Origin of the sequence: Leucobacter chromiireducens (genome assembly GCF_003917135.1) — a bacterium.
GTDB lineage: Bacteria > Actinomycetota > Actinomycetes > Actinomycetales > Microbacteriaceae > Leucobacter > Leucobacter chromiireducens_A.
Genome location: NZ_RPDI01000019.1, coordinates 15,146 through 32,524 on the forward strand (window position 1 = coordinate 15,146; position 17,379 = coordinate 32,524).

General features: G+C 70.6%; 12 protein-coding genes and 1 tRNA gene. 7 read left to right on the forward strand and 6 right to left on the reverse strand.

Annotated elements, in window-relative coordinates; all coding sequences use genetic code 11:
* Nucleotides 1-23: 23 nt before the first annotated feature.
* Nucleotides 24-929, forward strand: coding sequence for a LysR family transcriptional regulator (locus EGM46_RS09915; RefSeq protein ID WP_164512858.1), 906 nt, complete (start codon nucleotides 24-26; stop codon nucleotides 927-929).
* A 190-nt stretch (nucleotides 930-1,119) separates the two neighbouring features.
* Here EGM46_RS09915 and EGM46_RS09920 read toward each other — a convergent pair whose 3' ends face one another.
* The 5 genes from EGM46_RS09920 to EGM46_RS09940 form a co-directional block, all read right to left on the reverse strand.
* Complete coding sequence (locus EGM46_RS09920) at nucleotides 1,120-2,274, reverse strand: amidohydrolase (RefSeq protein WP_125099997.1); 1,155 nt, start codon at nucleotides 2,272-2,274, stop codon at nucleotides 1,120-1,122.
* Nucleotides 2,271-3,692: a YfcC family protein gene (locus EGM46_RS09925; protein WP_125099998.1), complete on the reverse strand. Its 1,422-nt coding sequence runs from the start codon at nucleotides 3,690-3,692 to the stop codon at nucleotides 2,271-2,273. The genes EGM46_RS09920 and EGM46_RS09925 overlap by 4 nt, the downstream gene beginning before the upstream one ends.
* Nucleotides 3,689-4,804, reverse strand: coding sequence for a mandelate racemase/muconate lactonizing enzyme family protein (locus EGM46_RS09930; protein WP_125099999.1), 1,116 nt, complete (start codon nucleotides 4,802-4,804; stop codon nucleotides 3,689-3,691). Before EGM46_RS09930 ends, EGM46_RS09925 begins: the two co-directional genes overlap by 4 nt.
* A 191-nt stretch (nucleotides 4,805-4,995) precedes the next feature.
* A complete protein-coding gene (locus EGM46_RS09935) occupies nucleotides 4,996-6,429 on the reverse strand; it encodes a hypothetical protein (protein WP_125100000.1) in 1,434 nt (477 codons plus the stop codon).
* A gap of 265 nt (nucleotides 6,430-6,694) precedes the next feature.
* Nucleotides 6,695-7,252, reverse strand: a complete 558-nt coding sequence (locus EGM46_RS09940; protein WP_125100001.1) for a TetR/AcrR family transcriptional regulator — start codon at nucleotides 7,250-7,252, stop codon at nucleotides 6,695-6,697.
* Nucleotides 7,253-7,349: 97 nt separating this feature from the next.
* On the opposite strand from EGM46_RS09940, the gene EGM46_RS09945 reads away from it, so the two are divergent.
* From EGM46_RS09945 to EGM46_RS09955, 3 genes are all read left to right on the forward strand, one after another.
* Complete coding sequence (locus EGM46_RS09945; RefSeq protein WP_125100002.1) at nucleotides 7,350-9,050, forward strand: amidase; 1,701 nt, start codon at nucleotides 7,350-7,352, stop codon at nucleotides 9,048-9,050.
* A gap of 247 nt (nucleotides 9,051-9,297) precedes the next feature.
* Nucleotides 9,298-11,268: a hypothetical protein gene (locus EGM46_RS09950; RefSeq protein ID WP_125100003.1), complete on the forward strand. Its 1,971-nt coding sequence runs from the start codon at nucleotides 9,298-9,300 to the stop codon at nucleotides 11,266-11,268.
* A 65-nt stretch (nucleotides 11,269-11,333) separates the two neighbouring features.
* Complete coding sequence (locus tag EGM46_RS09955) at nucleotides 11,334-14,126, forward strand: Ig-like domain repeat protein (RefSeq protein WP_125100004.1); 2,793 nt, start codon at nucleotides 11,334-11,336, stop codon at nucleotides 14,124-14,126.
* 28 nt (nucleotides 14,127-14,154) lie between these two features.
* Here EGM46_RS09955 and EGM46_RS09960 read toward each other — a convergent pair whose 3' ends face one another.
* A complete protein-coding gene (locus tag EGM46_RS09960) occupies nucleotides 14,155-14,682 on the reverse strand; it encodes a MarR family winged helix-turn-helix transcriptional regulator (protein ID WP_125100005.1) in 528 nt (175 codons plus the stop codon).
* An 81-nt stretch (nucleotides 14,683-14,763) separates the two neighbouring features.
* On the opposite strand from EGM46_RS09960, the gene EGM46_RS09965 reads away from it, so the two are divergent.
* The 3 genes from EGM46_RS09965 to EGM46_RS09975 all read left to right on the forward strand — a co-directional run bounded on the left by EGM46_RS09965 (nucleotide 14,764) and on the right by EGM46_RS09975 (nucleotide 17,370).
* A tRNA-Gln gene (locus EGM46_RS09965) sits at nucleotides 14,764-14,835 on the forward strand.
* Between the two features lie 74 nt (nucleotides 14,836-14,909).
* Entirely contained in the window at nucleotides 14,910-16,346 is a 1,437-nt protein-coding gene (glmU, locus tag EGM46_RS09970) for a bifunctional UDP-N-acetylglucosamine diphosphorylase/glucosamine-1-phosphate N-acetyltransferase GlmU (protein WP_125100006.1), read from the forward strand.
* Between the two features lie 46 nt (nucleotides 16,347-16,392).
* Nucleotides 16,393-17,370, forward strand: coding sequence for a ribose-phosphate diphosphokinase (locus EGM46_RS09975; protein WP_125100007.1), 978 nt, complete (start codon nucleotides 16,393-16,395; stop codon nucleotides 17,368-17,370).
* Nucleotides 17,371-17,379 lie beyond the last annotated feature (9 nt).

Here is a 17,379-nt window from a genome sequence, read left to right on the forward strand (position 1 = left end):
TGGCTATGTCGTAAACTGGGCGCATGATGACGCTTCAGCAGTTCCGCGTGCTGCTCGCGATCCGCGAGCACGGCAGCCTCACGCAGGCCGCCGAGGCGCTCGAGTACGGGGTGCCGACGGTCACGCACCACCTGCGCGCGCTTGAGGCTCATCTGCGCGTGCGGCTCGTCGAGCGGGATCGGCGCGGTGCGCGCCTCACCCCGCTCGGTGCCGCGTTCGCCGCCGAGATCGCTCCCGTGCTCACCCGCATCGAGCGCGCGGAACGATCGGTGGCGGATCAGCGCGACGCCGGCGTCGTGACGCTCCGCGTTGGCACGTTCTCGTCGCTCGGTGCGCGGCTCATGCCCGCCGCGATCGCGCAGCTGCAGCAGCGCACCTCGGTGCGGGTGGAGGTGGTGGAGGCCGAGCCGACCGAGGTGCTCCGCCTGCTCCGCGGAGGCGAGGTGCACGCCGGACTCATCTACGACGTGTCTGATGACCTCGCGCTCGAAGTACCAGACGTTGAGCGCACGACCCTGCTGTCGGAGCCGTACCGGGTGATGGTGGCGAAGCACGGGCCGCTCGGCGACCGGGAGGAGGTCGACTTCGCCGAGCTCGCCGAAACGGCGTGGGTGTGCAGCCGCAACCCCGATGAGGCGTCGGATCGGGTGCTGCGGCGCGTGTATCACTCGCTCGGCCGCCCGGTGCGCGAGGTGATGCGCACCGACGATCTCACAATGATCCACGGCCTGGTCGCGGAGGGCCTCGGCTGCGCGCTCACGACCGCAGCGGCCGTCGACGCGGACTTCGACGTGGTGCTGCGACCCGCGGTGCAGGATCTCGGGGAGCGGCGCGTGTCGTTCGTGACGCGGCGTGGTCCGGTGCCGCCTGCCGTGCACTGGCTCGAGGGGATCCTGCGGCGGTTGGCCGCGGAGCGGGTCGCGCGGTAGCCGGCCCCGCCCGAGGTGCCCACCCCACCCGGATGCCCCGCAGCTCACTCCACCCAACCCAATCCAGCCGGAGAAATCAGGTTTCTCGGGCGAAAACTGGCGTTTGCCTCCGAAATATCAGATTTCTCCGGCTGAAAGTGGGGGCCCAGCCACCCATGCGCTCAGATCACCGAGTCACCCGAGCGGCCCCTCACCCCTCCGCGCGGCACGCCGCCACGAGCACCGCCGCGGCCGGCGCCAGCCGGGACACGTCGTAGCGCATGGCCGGGTCGTGCAGGCCGGGCGTGACGTCAGCCCCAACGCCGAGCATCGCGGCCTGGAGCGCCGGGCGGTGCAGCGTGTAGCAGTGGAAGTCGTCCGAACCGGAGGTCACCGCACGCGGCGCGAGCGCCGCCTCACCGGCGACCTCCCGGACCGCCCGCGCGAGCCGCGCCTCCGCCGCATCACCAACGATCGCGGCGGGCACGAAGTCCTCCTCCGCGAGCGTGATCGTCACGCCGTAGCGCAGCTCGAGCGCCCGCGCGATGCGCGCGACCCCCTCGCGCAGCGCCGTCATCACGGGGTTCGTCTGCGCGCGCAGGTCGATCCCGAAAGTTGCGGAGCCCGGGATCACGTTGAGATTGCCCGATCCGGCGCGCAGCTCCGTGAACTTCGCCGAAGAGGCGACCTGCGGGTCGACCCGCAGCCCGGCGACCATGCCAGCGAACTCCGTCGCCACCTCGATCGCGTTGACCCCCAGGTGTGGCCGGGCGCCGTGGTGGTCGGCGCCAGCGATCCGGCCCCGCACGAAGCAGCACGAGCCGTGCGAGATCGCCGGCGCGAAGCGCGGCGCTGGCAGTTCGCTGCCGGGGCGAAGGTGCACACCGAACAGTGTGTCGAGCCGGTCGGCCACCCCGAGCGCCGCGACGGACGCCGCCCCGTTGCCCTGCTCCTCGGCCGGCTGGAAGATGGCGCGCACCCCGTGCGGAAGCGCGTCGCCGAGCTCGTGGAGCTGCAGCACGGTCTCCGCGACGATCGCGAGGTTCGCGTCGTGCCCGCAGGAGTGCGCGAGGATCGGGCCAGCCTCGGTCTCGTGCGCGAGCGCGTCGAGATCGCCGCGGAGCCCGACCACGGGCTCACCTGGCCCGACGTCGACCGTGAAGCCGGGGAAGTCCGCGAAGCGCTGGGGCCGCAGCCCAGCCTCCTCGAAGAGTTCGGCGAGGTACGCGGCGGTGCCGTGCTCCTGCCAACTGGGCTCCGGGTGGGCGGCGAGGTGCTCGCGGATCCGGATGATCCGCGGCACCCCACCAGCCATCCCGCCAGCCACCCCGCCAGCCGCCCCGCCGGTGCCGCCCGGCTCGATCACGCCGGCACGCCCCAGATGGCGCCGGCGACGAGCGCGAGTGCCGCGACGACGAGCCACACCGCGATCAGCTTCCAGATGAACTTCACCCACAGCTCGTACGGGATCCGCGCGACCGCGAGGTAGCCCATGAGCGCGCCCGAGGTGGGGATGATCGAGTTCGTGATCGCGTCACCGTACTGGAACGCGAGCACGGCGACCTGCCGGTCGATCCCGAGCAGATCCGAGAGCGGCACCATGAGCGGCATGGTCGTCGCGGCCATGCCGCTGCCCGAGGGGATGAAGAAGTTCAGGATGGCCTGGAACACGAACATGCCGAGCACCGTGAGCGTTGGCGGCCAGTGCGAGATGCCATCGGCGATGAAGTTGACGATCGTGTCGAGCGTCTGACCGTCCTGCATCACGACAAGGATCGCGCGGGCGAAGCCGACCACGAGCGCGCCGAAGACGACCGCGCGCATACCCTCGACCAGGTTCGTGAACGAGCCGTTGACGCCGAGCCCGCCGATGATACCGGAGAGCATGGCGACGATGAAGAAGTTCGCGGCGAGCTGGTCGAGGAACCAGCCCCAGTTGAACACGCCGTACATGTTGATGGCGATGCCGAGCGCGAGCAGGATGAGCACAATGCTGCGGCGTGCGGTGAGCGGCGGGATCTCCTCGCTCACGGCGTACTCGGTGGAGCCGACGCCGCCGATGCGGCCGTACAGGATCGAGGTCTCCGGGTTCTTCTTGATCCGCGCGGCGTAGCGCATCACGTAGAAGATCGCGAAGGCGAGGATCGGGATGTAGACGGCGGTGCGGAACCAGATGCCGGAGAACAGCGGCACCTCGGCGATGCCCTGCGCGACGCCGACGGTGAACGGGTTCATCATGCCGCCGATGAAGCCGGAGGCCGCGCCGATGGCCACCATCGCGGTGCCGACGATCGCGTCGTAGCCGAGGGACAGCGCGATGCCGATCCCGATCGGCACGAAGATGATGCACTCCTCGGCCATGCCGGTGGTGAAGCCGAGCACCGAGAACACGATCATGACGAGCGGGATGATGAAGCGCTCGCTCGTGCCGATCTTCTGCACGAGCCGGTTGATGCCCGCGTCGATCGCGCCGGTCGCGCGGATCACGCCGAACGCGCCGCCCACCAGGAAGATGTAGAACACGATCTGCGCGGCGGCCTGCATGCCGCGCGGGATCGCGGTGAAGATGTCGAAGAGCGGGATCGGGGTCTTTGCGACCGTATCGAAGGTCCCTGGCACGACCATCAGGCGGCCGTCGACGTCGACGCGCTCGAACTCGCCGGAGGGGATGACGTACGACAGGATGCCGACGAGCACCACGATCGTGAGGATGATCGCGTAGGTGTGCGGGATCGAGAGGCGGTCGCGCAGGCGGCGCTTCGGGGGTTCGGTGATCGTGGTCATTCGACGATCAGCTCCTTCGCTGAGACGGTGAGGCGGTCAAGCGCCGCGGGATCGAGGGTGACACCGAGACCGGGGCGGTCGGTGATGTCGACGTATGGGAGTGGGAAGTGGAGGTCGCCGGGCTCGTCGGCGAACGCGACGGGGCCGGAGAGCTCCGTTGAGACGATGTTCGGGTGGGCGAGCGCGAGGTGGTAGCCCGCGGCTGAGGAAACGCTCGTCTCGAGCATGGAGCCGATCTGCACGGCGAGGCCGCCGAGCGCCGCCTGCGTTGCGAGACGCTGGCAGGGCAGGATCCCGCCCGACTTCATGAGCTTCAGGTTGACCATGTCGACCGACTCGTCCCGGATGAGGCGGGCGAGGTCGCCCGTGGTGATGACGGCCTCGTCGGCCATGATCACGGCGCTCGTGTGCGGGCGGAGGCGGCGGAAGCCGTCGAGATCGTCTGCGGCGATGGGCTGCTCGATCCAGTCGATGTCGTAGGGTTCGATCGCGGCGATCATGCGGCGCGCGGTGGCGACGTCCTGCCAGCCCTGGTTCGCGTCGACGCGGATGCGGATGTCGGATCCGACGGCCTGGCGCACCGCGGCGACGCGCGCGATGTCCTGCGCGGGATCGGTGCCGAGCTTCATCTTCAGGTGCGTGAAGCCGTCGGCGATGGCCGTGCTTGCTTGCGCGGCGACCTCCGCCGGCGGGAGGATGCTGAGCACCTTCGCGATCATCGGCTGCTCGGGCTTGCGCCCGCCGAGGAGTGCGTGGATGGGGAGCCCAGCGTGCGCGCCGAGCAGGTCCCAGCAGGCGATGTCGATGGCGGCTTTTGCTGCGCCGTTCGCGACGAGCGCGGTGTTCATGCGCTCGTGTACCTGGTTCAGGTTGCGCGGGTCGGTGTCGCGGAGCGCGGGCAGCAGGTGCTGCGTGAGCGCCGCGACGACGGACTCGACGGTCTCGCCGGTGACGTGCTCGTCGGGGACCGCCTCGCCGATCCCGATCAGGCCGGTGTCGGTGCGGAGCGTGAGGATCACGCTCGGCATCACGTCGTAGCGGGCGTAGGAGACGATGAACGGTACCTTCAGCGGTGCCTCGATCACTCGGATGTCGGCGCTGACAATTCTCATATTTGGGAAAACCCACCTCGTCGTTGATTGTGTCGTTTGAGTGTCGGTAATACGAGAGAGTAGGGGGCGCGCCGCGCCGCTGTCAAAGCGGCGGCCACCCCGAGCTGACTGTTGCGCTCCAGAGAGTGACTGGCGCTCGAAGCGGTGCGGGATCCCGCGGGGGTGCGTCGTGCCTGGCAGAGCCAGCCGCGTCACGCGCCGGTGTCGCGCGGGTGAAACGAGGCGCGTGCGTGCGTCGAGTCGGCCGCGCCAGCGCTCGCGCGGTGCTGGCGCGCCGCGGCCTCGAGCGGTTCGGCGAGCGCGTAGACCGTCCTCGGTCGGCCGGCATCGAGCGGCTGCTCCTGCCCGGCGACGTCGAGCGCCCGAGCGTCGAGCAGCTTGCGCACCGCGCGCTCCGCGGTGCGGGGCGAGGTCTGGCTCGCGGCCGCCCACTCCGCGGCGGTGAACGGGGCGAAGTCGCGCCCGGCGAGGAACGCCATCAGGCGGGTCACCGTGCGGGCCTGCATGCCGGCACGCGCTGCGAGCTCGATGAGCCACGGCTCGGTGTGCCGGCTCTCCGCGCCGGGCTCGGCCGCGCCAGCCGCGCCCAGCGGCCCGTGCACCCGCGTGTCCTCGTCGACGAGGAAGGCCGCGGTGCCCGCTTCCGCGAGGGCCCGGCGCAGCGCCTGCAGTGCGCGATCCTCGGCCTCGTACAGGTGCCTGCCCACCCCGGCGCCGAGCGAGACGCCGCGCTCGCCAGGCCCGGCGTCCTGCATCGCCGAGGTGAGGGCGGGGAGGCGGGCGTCGAGTTCGCCACGCGTCGTGTAGAACATGTCGAGGCCGCCGCGCTGCCAGGCGGCGAGCCGGTGCTGCACGGGGGTGGCGAAGCGTGTCAGCTCGGTCGCGAGGCGTGCGCGCAGCGCCGCGGCCGGTCCGTCGGTGGCGGACGATTCCGCGGTGAGGTAGACCACGGCGAGGAGTCCGCCCTCGAGGCGCTGCACGGACACGCGCTGCTGCGCGGTGCGGATCAGGTCGAGGTCGTGCTGCAGCGAGTCGATCATGAACATCACCGGCCGCCCGGCCGCGCGGAGCCGGTCGTAGACCGCGTGCACGCTCGTGATCGCGAGCCTGGCGCCCGCGCGCTCCGCGCGATCCTCGTGGAAGCCGACGATCTCACCGACGTCGACCGGGCGCGAGAACCGCGACTCGTACACCCACCGGTAGTCGGTGACCTGCGCGGGATCCAACCGGATGCCCGTGTCCCTGGCGACCGCCGCGGCGACCTCGGGGTTCGGCATGTCGATGGAGATCTCGGGGATCGTGAGTGGGGTGCGCGGCGCGGGATCCGGTTCGGGCCGCGGGCCCGCGGTCGCGGCGAGCAGCGAGGCGGCGAGCGTGTAGTCGGAGAAGCGGCCGACGAGCACTGGGGTGTCGCCGTCGAGCGCGCGCACGCGGTGGTAGTGCGAGATCGTGCCGGAGAAGCAGACCGCGTCGTTCTCGGCGAGCGCGCTCCGGTACTGCTCCGCGGTGTCGTGCGGATCCGTGTACGGGTAGCAGCGCAGGGCGATGCCGGGCAGCTGCGCCTCGGTCCCCGCGAGGCGGGCAACGGAGTGCGCCGAGCCGATGAATCCTACGCGCACGGTCACACGTCGAGTGTGGCACAGTGGGGCGGATTCTGGCGGCGCTGCGCGCCCGCGCGCCGGGCTTGCGTGTCTGTGCTCGCACCCACACTTACACCCACACCTGTGCCCGCACCCACACCTGTGCCCGGGCACACGCAGCACCACATCCCGCCGGAGAAATTGGAAAGCTCGGAGGGTATCCCGCGAAACGCACCGAGATTTCGGATTTCTCCGCGTGTTGCGGCTGCGCGGCTCACCCCGCGCTCGAATGCACTCGGCCCCGCGCAGCTCAGTCCGCGAGGCCCAGCGTCGCGAGCGTCGCGCGCACCGACGCCTGCGCCTCGCCGGCCGTCAGCTGGCCGGTGAGCCACCGCCCCGACAGCCCCTCGACGAGCGCGGTGAGCGTGAGCGCGAGCGCCTCAGCGTCGGCCTCGGGCCGGGCCTCGGCGATGAGCGCGGCGACGTCGCGCTGCCATGCCGCGGTGGAGCGTGCGACGGCGAGTGCCCGATCCCGATCGAACACCGCGGCGGCGCGGAGCTCGTTCCACGCGGTCGATCCCGCGCGGATGTCGTCCGCGTCGCCGAACTCCGAGGACAGGAGGGCGGCGAGCCGAGCCGCGGGTGTCTGCGCCTCCGGCACCTGCTCGGCTCGGCGGCTCGCGCTCGCGGTCACCTCGTCGAGCGCGGCCTGGAGGAGTCCATCGCGATCGCCGAAGTGGTAGGGGAGGAGGCCGATCGAGACGCCGGCCTCGCGCGCAACGTCGCTCATGCGGAAGTGCGTGAGCCCGCCGCGCGCGATCACGGTGGCACAGGCGGCGAGAATGCGTGCGCGGGCGTCCGCTGACATGCGACCCCTCTCGTGTGGCGCGGCGAGCTTGACACCGCGCGCCGCAGAACTGAAACTATTTTCAGGATACCGGTTCGGAACAGGAACGAGGAAGTGCATGAGCGACCCGACCGAGAAGTTTGAGCTGATCGAAGCCACGATCGAGGATGTGCTCGGCGCGTTCGCGCGCGGCGAGATCACGAGCGTGTGGCTCACCGAGCGCTACCTCGCACGCGCCGCGGTCTACGATCAGGGGCCAGCCGGCCTGCACGCGATCGTCGTGCCGAACCCGCACGCGCTCGCCGCAGCCGAGGAGTCGGACCGGCGCTGGGCTGCCGGCACCGCGCGCCCGCTCGAGGGGGTGCCCTTCACGGTGAAGGACTCGTACATGGTGCAGGGGCTCACCGTGGCCTCCGGCTCGCCGGCGTTCGAGCACCTCGTCGCGCAGTGGGACGCGTTCTCGGTCGAGCAGCTGCTCGAGGCCGGCGCGGTGCTCGTCGGCAAGACGAACATGCCACCCATGGCCGATGGCGGGATGCAGCGCGGCGTCTACGGGCGCGCCGAGAGCCCGTACAACCGCGACTACCTCGCCGCGGCGTACGCGTCCGGCTCGTCGAACGGCTCCGGAGCGTCGACCGCGGCGAACCTCGCGGTGTTCGGGATGGGGGAGGAGACCGTGTCCTCCGGCCGCAGCCCGGCCTCGAACAACGGGTTGTGCGCGTACACGCCGAGCTGGGGCGTGCTCTCCATCCGCGGCAACTGGCCGCTCTTCCCCGCGCGCGACGTGGTCGTCCCGCACACCCGCACGATGCCAGACATGCTCCGCCTGCTCGACGTGCTCGTTCAGGATGATGCGAACACGCGCGGCGATTTCTGGCGCAACCAGAGCGTCGTCGCGCTGCCGAAGCCGAGCGAGCACCGCCCGGCGAGCTACCGTGATGTCGCCGACGCCGACGCCCTTCGTGGCAAGCGCTTCGCGGTCCCGGCGATGTACCTCGGGGAGGATCCGAAGTTCCCGATCGCGGTGCGCCCGAGCGTGATCGAGCGGTTCGCCGCCGCACGCGCGCGGCTCGAGGAGCTCGGCGCGGAGGTCGTGGTGACCGGCTTCCCGCTCATCGAGCAGTACGAGGGCGACCGGCCGGGGCAGGAGAACGTCGACGCGCTCGGCGTGCTGCCCGCGGGCTGGATGGACACCGAATTCAACGACTTCCTCGCGTTCGGCTGGGATGATTTCCTGCGCGCCAACGCCGACCCGGCGATCCCGAACCTCGGGGTCGTCGATCCGGATCAGATCTTCCCGCAGCCCGAGGGGACCCTGCCGGATCGCTACGAGGAGGTCGAGGACTACCCGAACCGCTACCGGGCGACGGTCGCGCTCGCGCAGACCCCCGGTGGGGTGCCGGATCCGCGCGAGCGCGCCGACTTCGCGCCGGGGCTCCGCGCCCTCGTGCAGCTCCGCGAGGAGCTGTTTGAGCGCTGGCTGCGCGAGGAGGGCTTCGACGGCGTGGTGTTCCCCGCGAACGCCGATGTGGGGCGCGAGGATGCCGAGCGGGATCCTGCTGCTGCGGATCACGCCTGGTCGAACGGCGTGTTCTTCTCGAACGGCAACTACGCGCTGCGCCACCTCGGGATTCCGACGGTCACGGTGCCGATGGGGATCATGTCCGACATCGGGATGCCCGTCGGGCTGACCTTCGCGGGTGCGGCGTACTCGGATCCGACGCTGCTCGGCTACGCGGCGGCGTTCGAGGCGCCCGGCAGCATGCGCGTCGCCCCGGCGTCGACCCCCGCGCTCCCGGAGGATGCCCCGGCGAGCTAACGCCGGCGCCCGCGCGCCGCATCACCGGCCCCTCCCGTGTCTCCGAGCGAGACGCGGGAGGGGTTTTTGTGTGCGGAGATCCACACATCTGATCTTGCTTAGGGGAACCTTAGCTAGGTAGGATGAACTGTTTTTGGCCTGGTGGGCGATCAACACCGCCGCGCAGCGACCAATACAGTCGCGCAGCGGCACCGCCGCGCAGCGACCAGCCCATGCACACAGATCCACACGGAGACGAGGAGCACACATGACCCACACGACCACGCGCCGCACGGCCTCAGCGCGGGGGTCAGTCGCGCGCCGTGCGCTGCTCCTCGCGTGCGCGGCGCTGCTCCCGGTGAGTCTCCTGGTGACCGCGCCGACCGCCGCACTCGCGGCAGCACCGCAGAAAGTCACGGTCACCCCGAGCGTCGGCACCGACCGCGTGGTCTCCGTTGCCGTCGCGTGCACGGGGTCCCGTGCGTGCGCGGGATCGCTCGGGCTGAAGCTCAGCACGGGCGGGTCGAAGACGGTGAAGTACGAGGCGAAAGCGCGCGGCTCGAAGACGCTGAAGTGGACCCTCACCGCGGCGCAGTACCGCGCCCTCACCGCGCGCGGCAGCGCGACCCTCACGGTCACCGGCAAGGCCACGAAGCCGAGCAAGGCCTCCTTCACGCAGCGTGCCACGCTGAAGCCCGCGGCCGCGCAGCTGAGCGTGCGTGGCACGAGCTACACGGTGCCGCAGAGTCGGAAGTTCGAGCTCTCGCTGAAGTGCGCTGCGGCCGGTGGCTGCACGGCGTCCGTGCAGCTCGCCCGCGGCGGATCGGTCCTCGTCACCCGGTCGGTGCAGCTGAAGCAGGGGACGCACGCCGTCGCCATGCAGCTCACCGCGGCGCAGTACGGCGCGCTCACGGAGAAGCCGGCGGCCTACGCGCTCACCGTGCGCGAGACGAAGCCGGCGGCCACGCAGCGCACCACCGCGCTCACGCTCGCGCGGCCAGCGACCACGCCGGAACCCGAGCCGGAGGCCCCGGTGCGCACCGCGTCGAAGGCGTACGTCGAGCGCAACTGGACGCCGGCCGCGGTGGACACGTGTCCGGTCGCGCTCCATGAGTCGTACCAGACGATCGGCCCGGACGGGAAGATCTATCCAACCTGGCATCCCGCGCAGGTGACCGACCCGGCGACGGGAAGGCTTTGCAGCTTCGGGCACGAGCACGGCGCGGATCCACGGAGCTCTAACATCTTTGACTGGGTGGCGGCGTTCTACGCGCCGAGCGATCTCGCGGCCGGCGAGCCCGTGGGGATCCCCTTCGGGTACACGAGCGAGGAGCTCGAGAACTACGGACACGAGCACGGTGGCATGGCCATGCGGCACGAGGACAACGCCGGGCACAAGGTGTTCGTGGCGAACGGCGTGAAGATGCTCGACGCGGATCGGAACTGGCTCCGCGACGCCGCGGGGAATCAGGTGCTCTGCGACGTGCTCATCAAGCAGCACCAGGGCAGCTGGTCGGCCGACGCGACCTCGAACAACGCGCACGAGAGCGAGTTCGCAGCGCGCTGTACCGACGGAACCGAGCTCATCACCTCGATCCTCACCCGCTTCGGGAACGCGAACGAGATGTTTGGCACGTGCGCGCCCGACGAGCCGATTCCCACGGTCGGGAGCGTGCTGCCAGCCGGGGACGGCGGCCGCCGGATCATCCCAACGACCGATTGCGTGCGCGCGAACCCCACCGACTGGACGCTCTACGAGCTCTGGGAGAGCGACAGCAAGATCACGACGGCCGACGGCACGGTGCTCGCGGCCTTCGACCCCTGGTTCGGCATCCGCAACCCGAGCCGCGTCTACGATCGTGCGGCGAGCACCGCGACGACGAACGCCATCAGCCGGCCACTCGATTTCGCCTGGTACTCGGACCGCCCGGCAACCGACTACCTCTGGGCGGGGCTCGCGGGGACCGAGCGCTTTGACTACGCCGACCCGCGCTCGCCGTTCAACGGCGCCCAGCGCGACTTCTACCTGGGCGAGCTGCAGCTGGCGAGCGGCGCAGCACAGAGCGGCATCGTCTACAGCGACCCCTACGGTGGGTCCGCGCGCGCGGACCGCACGGTCGGCGCGATCCGCCAGCTGATCCGGCCGGGCAGCGTGCTCGGCGAGGTGCAGCTCAGTCGGCAGAAGTTTGATGCGAAGGCCGACTTCGGCAAGAACAACGGGGTGCACGCGCCGAACTGACGCGTCCCGTCGAGCGGGCGGCACCATGCCGAGAACCCGCGTCCTCTGAGAGAAACAGGAACACTGTGAACAGATCAGTTACGCGCGCCCGCGCGGCACTCGGCTGGGCCATCGCGCTCGGGCTGGCCGCCGGCGGGCTCGGCGCGACCCCGGCCGCCGCCGTGAGCGATGGCGCCCCGCCCGTCTCCGAGCTGCGCTGGACCGGAGAGGCCGGGGGAGACCTCGGCTACGGCGCCAGCCGCGCCTCCTGCGATGTGAACGGCGATGGCTTCGCCGACACGGTGGTGGGCGACTGGTGGTGGAAGCGCGGGAACACCGCGAACGCGGGGGCGGCGTACGTGCTCCTCGGCGGCCAGGATCCCGCTGGTGGCCCGATCGGCACGGGGAGCGCCGTCGGGGCGGTGCGCATCGACGGACCGAACATCCCGAACGCGTTCGCCGGGATGAGCGTCTCCTGCATGGGCGACGTCAACGGCGACGGCCTCGACGACGTGATCGTCGGTTCGAACCGCACGCAGCGCACCTGGGTGGTGCTCGGCGCCGCCGACTTTGAGCCGGTCGATGTCGCCACGCTCGGCACGCGCGGCTTCGAGGTGACCAACTCCGCCGCGGTCGCCGAGAACGCTGCGCCCGGCGGCGCCGCCAATTTCGGGTTCTGGGTGACTGGCCTCGGCGATGTGAACGGTGATGGGCTCGCCGACTTCGCGATCACCGACAACCTCTACAGCAAGCCAGCGAACCCCGAGACCGGGGCCCCGGCGGCCGCGAAGGTCGGCCGCGTCTGGGTGATCGCTGGATCCGAGGATGTGCGTACGATCGACGTCGCGTCGGCCGCGGGCGCCGCGCGCGTGCTCTTCACGATCGATGGCGCTGGCGGCCAGATCACGTCGGCGGAGAACGTCGGCGACGTGAACGGTGATGGGCTCGCCGACGTCGTGGTCGGGAGCTACGGCGCAACCCCGTGGGGGGCTGGCACCGCGGTGCCGGGCGCCGCGTACGCCGTGTTTGGGTCACAGACCCCGCAGAGCGTTGACGTGAGCGCCCTCGGCGAGCACGGCTTCACGGTCACCGGCCCGCAGCGCGGGCGCGACCGGCTCGGCACGTCGATCGCCGCACTCGGCGACATCAACGGGGACGGCAAGGCCGACTTCATCGTCGGCGGTGACGGCGTGACGAACGCCGCGACCGGTCCGCGCTCAGGCGGCGCCGCGGTGGTCCTCGGCTCCGACGCCACGGGCACCGTGTTCACGCGCCCTGGGGCCGCGGCGAATGCGGTCTACGAGTGCGCGGACGCCGAGCCGCGCACGAACGGGGTGTGCAGCGATGGCGAGACGCCGCGCGGCTACTGGATCGACGGCGCGGCCGCCGACGACAAACTGGGCTGGGCCTCCGCCGGCGTTGGTGACGTGAACGGTGACGGGCTGCCCGACACCGTGCTCGGTGCGTGGGGGCACGACTCGGGCGGCGCGAACGCCGGTGCCGTCTACGTCGTGTACGCGCGCCCCGGCTTCTCCGGCACGGTCGCCACGGCGGCGCTGAGCGCTGCCGACGGCTTCCGGATCGACGGCGCGGGCGCCGGCGCCCAGCTCGGCAGGTCGGTCGGCGGCATCGGCGACTTCGACGGCAACGGGGTGCCGGATCTCGTCGGCGGCGCGAACGGCACCGACTACGCGTCCGTCTACCTGCTCGGCGCTGCGAAGACCGCGCTCGCGCTGACCGCGGGGGAGCTCAGCGTCGGCGCCGGCGGCACGCTCACCGCGACCGTCACCGCCTCGCGCGCCAGCGCGGGATCGCCGAGCGGCGTGGTCGCGTTCACGCAGGGCGGCGCTGCGGTGCCCGGCTGCGCGGCGGTACCGGTCGTCGAGGGTAGCGCGGTGTGCGCGCCCTCGGAGTTCCCGGCAGGGGGCGCGCAGACCTTCGGCGCCGAGTTCAGCGGCGAGAGCGGGAGCTTCGCCGCGTCGAGCGCCGAGCTCGTCGCCGAGGTCGCCCGCCTTTCGTCCACCACCCGCGTCGGCGGTGACACCTCAGGGTTCGCGCAGGATGAGCTCGAGTTCACCGCGACGGTGCCGGGCGATGCGAGCGGCGAGGTCACCTTCTTCGCTGGCGACGAGGAGCTCGGCGCTGCGCCGGTCCAGTCGGGCGTCGCGACGCTCGCGTACGCCTCACCCGTCGCGACGACCTTCCAGCTCACCGCGCGGTATGCGGGAGACGCGCGCACCGCGCCCTCCACCTCGAAGCCGCGCCGGGTGACCATCGGGCTGATCCCCGTGACGCTCGGTTCGGTGACGGTCGACGCAGCCAAGGTGAGCTACGGCGTGCGGCCGAGCGCGTCGGTGCGGGTCACCGGCGCGAAGACCGGGACGGTGCTCTTCACCGCAGGGTCGCGCGAGCTGGGCACGGCCCGCGTGAGCGGCGGGCAGGCGACGCTCCGTCTCCCCGTGCTGAACGTTGGCAGCTACCGCGTCGCCGCCGAGTACATCGGGGACGAGACGCACGCTGACACCCCGAAGCGCGTCTCGGTGCGCGCGCTGAGCGTCGTGCAGGCGACCGTGTCGTCCGCGCGCGTCTCCACCACGCAGGCGAAGTACGGTTCGCGGCCCTCGGTGACGGTGAAGCTCGGCAAGCTGAGCAACGGCGCGTACCCCACCGGATCGCTGCGGGTCAGCTTCGGTTCCGCGAAGCAGACGGTCACGCTGCGCGCGGATCACCGCGGCGTGATCACGGTGAAGGCCCCGCGCGCGCTCACGGGGAACGTGAAGGTGACCGCGAGCTACCCGGGCTCGAAGAACATCGCGGCGACGCAGGCGAGCGCGACCCAGAAGGTCGCCAAAAAGCCCGCCGCGAAGCCGAAGAAGTAGCGGGGGAGGGAGCTCCCTGGGGAGGCGGCTAGTCCGCCTCGCCAGGGAGCGGCTCGGGCTCGAAGCGGTCGACGCTGAGCGCGAGGCGGCGCAGCAGCACGGAGAGCCGGTCGCGCTCGGAGCGCGGGATCCCGCCGAGCAGCCGCTCCTCGGCGTCGCTCAGCCTGGTCATCGCCGCGTCGACGAGTGTGAGGCCGAGCGGGGTCATCTCCACAAGCACACCGCGGCCGTCGTTCGGGTCGGTGAGGCGGAGTACGAGGCCGCGATCCACCATCCGGTCGATGCGGTTCGTCATCGTGCCGCTCGAGACCATGGTCTGCTGCACGAGCACCTTGGTGCTCTGCCGGAACGGTTCGCCGCCGCGCCGCAGCACCGCGAGCACGTCGAACTCCCACGAGGCGAGTCCCGAGCGCTCGAAGGCGTGCGCGCGTGCGCGGTCCAGGTGCTTCGTGATGCGCCACAGCCGCGAGAAGATCGCGAGCGGCGCGAGATCCAAATCCGGTCGCGCCGAACTCCAGTCCGCGATGATCCGATCGACCTCGTCCTCGTGTTTCATCCACCCATTATCTCGCGTGCGCGCGGGTGTCACGAGCCGCCTCGGATTCTGGCAGACTAGTCCCGTGCTGTTTCGGCACGGTCCGCCTTAGTGTAATGGCAGCACGACAGCCTTTGGAGCTGTGAGGTCTAGGTTCGAATCCTGGAGGCGGAACTGGTGCGCTCGTGCGGGGGATCCTCGCGGCGCGCACACGGCCGTACCGAGCGGCCGGGAGAAAGGAAACGCACATGGCTGAACGCTCACTTGCGGTCGTGATTCTCGCGGCGGGTCAGGGCACTCGTATGAAGTCGGCGCTGCCGAAGGTGCTGCACCCGATCGGCGGCCGCTCGCTGATCGCCCACGTGCTCGACACCGCGGCAGGGCTGTCGCCGACGCAGGTGGTCGCGGTGGTGCGCCACGATCGCGAGCGCGTCGCGGCCGCGATTCTGGATCACGCGCCCGACACGGTGATCGTCGACCAGGACGCGGTGCCGGGCACCGGGCGCGCGGTCGAGCAGGCGCTCGAGGCGCTGCCGGCGGACTTCGACGGTTCGGTCGTGGTGCTCTCCGGCGATGTGCCGCTCGTCGACACCGCAACGCTTGAGCGTCTCGTGACCGGCCACCTCGACGGCGGCCGCGCGATGACGATGCTCTCCGCGATCTTCGCGAACCCGACCGGTCTCGGCCGCATCCTCCGCGCCGCCGACGGCGCGGTGACCGGCATCGTCGAGGAGAAGGATGCGAGCGAGGCGCAGCGCCGCGTCACCGAGATCAACGGCGGAATCTACGTGTTCGCGCGCCGCGCGGTCACCGAAGCGCTCGCGCAGATCGACACGAACAATGCCCAGGGCGAGAAGTACCTCACCGACGCCGCGGCGCGCATCCTCAGCTCGGGCGGCGTCGTCGAGGCCGTCGCCACCGATGATCCGTGGCTCATCGCCGGGGTCAACGACCGCGTGCAGCTCGCGCAGGCTGGCCGCGAGCTCAACGCCCGCATCGTGCAGGCCCATCAGCGCGCCGGCGTGACGATCCAGGATCCGACGACGACGTGGATCGACGCCGACGTCTCGATCGAGGCGGACGCCGAGATCCTGCCAGGCACGTTCCTCCACGGTGCGACGTCGATCGCCGCGGGCGCGATCATCGGCCCGGACACGACGCTCATCGACTGCGAGGTGGGTGCAGACGCGCGCATCCGCCGCAGCGAGGCGACCCTCGCGGTGTTCGCGCCACGCGTCGAGGTGGGGCCCTTTGCGTTCATCCGCCCGGGCACGGAGCTCGGCGAGGCTGGCAAGATCGGCGCGTTCGTCGAGACGAAGAACGCGAAGATCGGCGACGGCAGCAAGGTGCCGCACCTGAGCTACGTTGGCGATGCCACGATCGGCACCGGCACGAACATCGGCGCTGGCACCATTTTTGCGAATTACGACGGCGTGCAGAAGCACCAGGCGACGGTCGGCGACGCAGTTCGCGTCGGATCGAAGAATGTGCTCATCGCTCCGGTTACCATTGAAGATGGCACGTACACGGCAGCGGGTACGGTCGTGCGGAAGAATGTTCCTTCGGGTGCACTGGCGCTGAATGTGGCGCCGCAGCGCAACATCGAGGGATGGGTGGCCGAGCATCGGCCGGGCACGAGCACCGCGGAAGCGGCGCAGCGTTCGACCGACACGACTGCCGAGTGAGCGCGGAACAGCGGGAAAACCAAAGAGTGAGGAAACACCAGCACTGATGAGCAAGATCGAGATGGCGGGGCAGAAGAAGCTCGTCTTGATTTCGGGCCGGGCATACCCCGAGCTCGCTGAGCAGGTGGCTGCCGAGCTCGGCGCCGAACTTGTTCCCACTGACGCGCGCACGTTCGCGAACGGTGAGCTGTACGCCCGGTTCGACGAGAGTGTTCGTGGCTCCGACGCGTTCGTCATCCAGTCGCACACGAACCCGATCAATGAGTGGCTCATGGAGCAGCTCATCATGGTCGACGCGCTGAAGCGCGCCTCGGCGAAGCGCATCACCGTGGTTGCGCCGTTCTACCCGTACTCCCGCCAGGACAAGAAGGGTCGCGGACGCGAGCCCATCTCCGCGCGCCTCATCGCGGATCTGTTCAAGACCGCTGGCGCCGATCGCATCATGTCGGTCGACCTGCACGCGCCTCAGATCCAGGGCTTCTTCGACGGCCCGCTCGATCACCTGTTCGCGATGCCGGTGCTGCTCGAGCACTTCGAGAAGCACCTGAATCGCGACGATCTCACCGTCGTGTCACCCGACATGGGCCGCGTGCGCGTTGCCGACGTCTGGAGCGACCGGCTGGGTGCGCCGCTCGCGATCATCCACAAGCGTCGCGACCCCTCCGTGGCGAACCAGGCTTCGGTGCACGGCATCGTCGGCGACGTGAAGGACCGCTGGTGCCTCATGGTCGACGACATGATCGACACCGGCGGCACCATTTCGAAGGCCGCTGAGGCGCTCAAGGAGGCCGGCGCCCGTGGCGTGACGATCGCCGCGACGCACGCGATCTTCTCCGGCAAGGCCGTTGAGTACCTGTCGCAGGACTTCATCGACCAGGTTGTGGTCACGGACACGCTCCCCGTTCCGGAGGAGAAGCAGTTCGAGAAGCTCACGGTGCTCTCGATCGCGCCGCTGCTCGCGAAGGCCATCCACGAGGTGTTCGAGGACGGCTCGGTGACGAGCATGTTCGAGGGCGCGGCCTAGTTCGCCTCG

Coding starts and splice junctions, on each gene's coding strand:
- EGM46_RS09915 (WP_164512858.1), top strand. CDS start 24: ATGATGACGCTTCAGCAGTTCCGCGTGCTGCTCGCGATCCGCGAGCAC.
- EGM46_RS09925 (WP_125099998.1), bottom strand. CDS start 3,692: ATGACCACGATCACCGAACCCCCGAAGCGCCGCCTGCGCGACCGCCTC.
- EGM46_RS09930 (WP_125099999.1), bottom strand. CDS start 4,804: ATGAGAATTGTCAGCGCCGACATCCGAGTGATCGAGGCACCGCTGAAG.
- EGM46_RS09940 (WP_125100001.1), bottom strand. CDS start 7,252: ATGTCAGCGGACGCCCGCGCACGCATTCTCGCCGCCTGTGCCACCGTG.
- EGM46_RS09945 (WP_125100002.1), top strand. CDS start 7,350: ATGAGCGACCCGACCGAGAAGTTTGAGCTGATCGAAGCCACGATCGAG.
- EGM46_RS09950 (WP_125100003.1), top strand. CDS start 9,298: ATGACCCACACGACCACGCGCCGCACGGCCTCAGCGCGGGGGTCAGTC.
- EGM46_RS09960 (WP_125100005.1), bottom strand. CDS start 14,682: ATGAAACACGAGGACGAGGTCGATCGGATCATCGCGGACTGGAGTTCG.
- glmU (WP_125100006.1), top strand. CDS start 14,910: ATGGCTGAACGCTCACTTGCGGTCGTGATTCTCGCGGCGGGTCAGGGC.
- EGM46_RS09975 (WP_125100007.1), top strand. CDS start 16,393: ATGAGCAAGATCGAGATGGCGGGGCAGAAGAAGCTCGTCTTGATTTCG.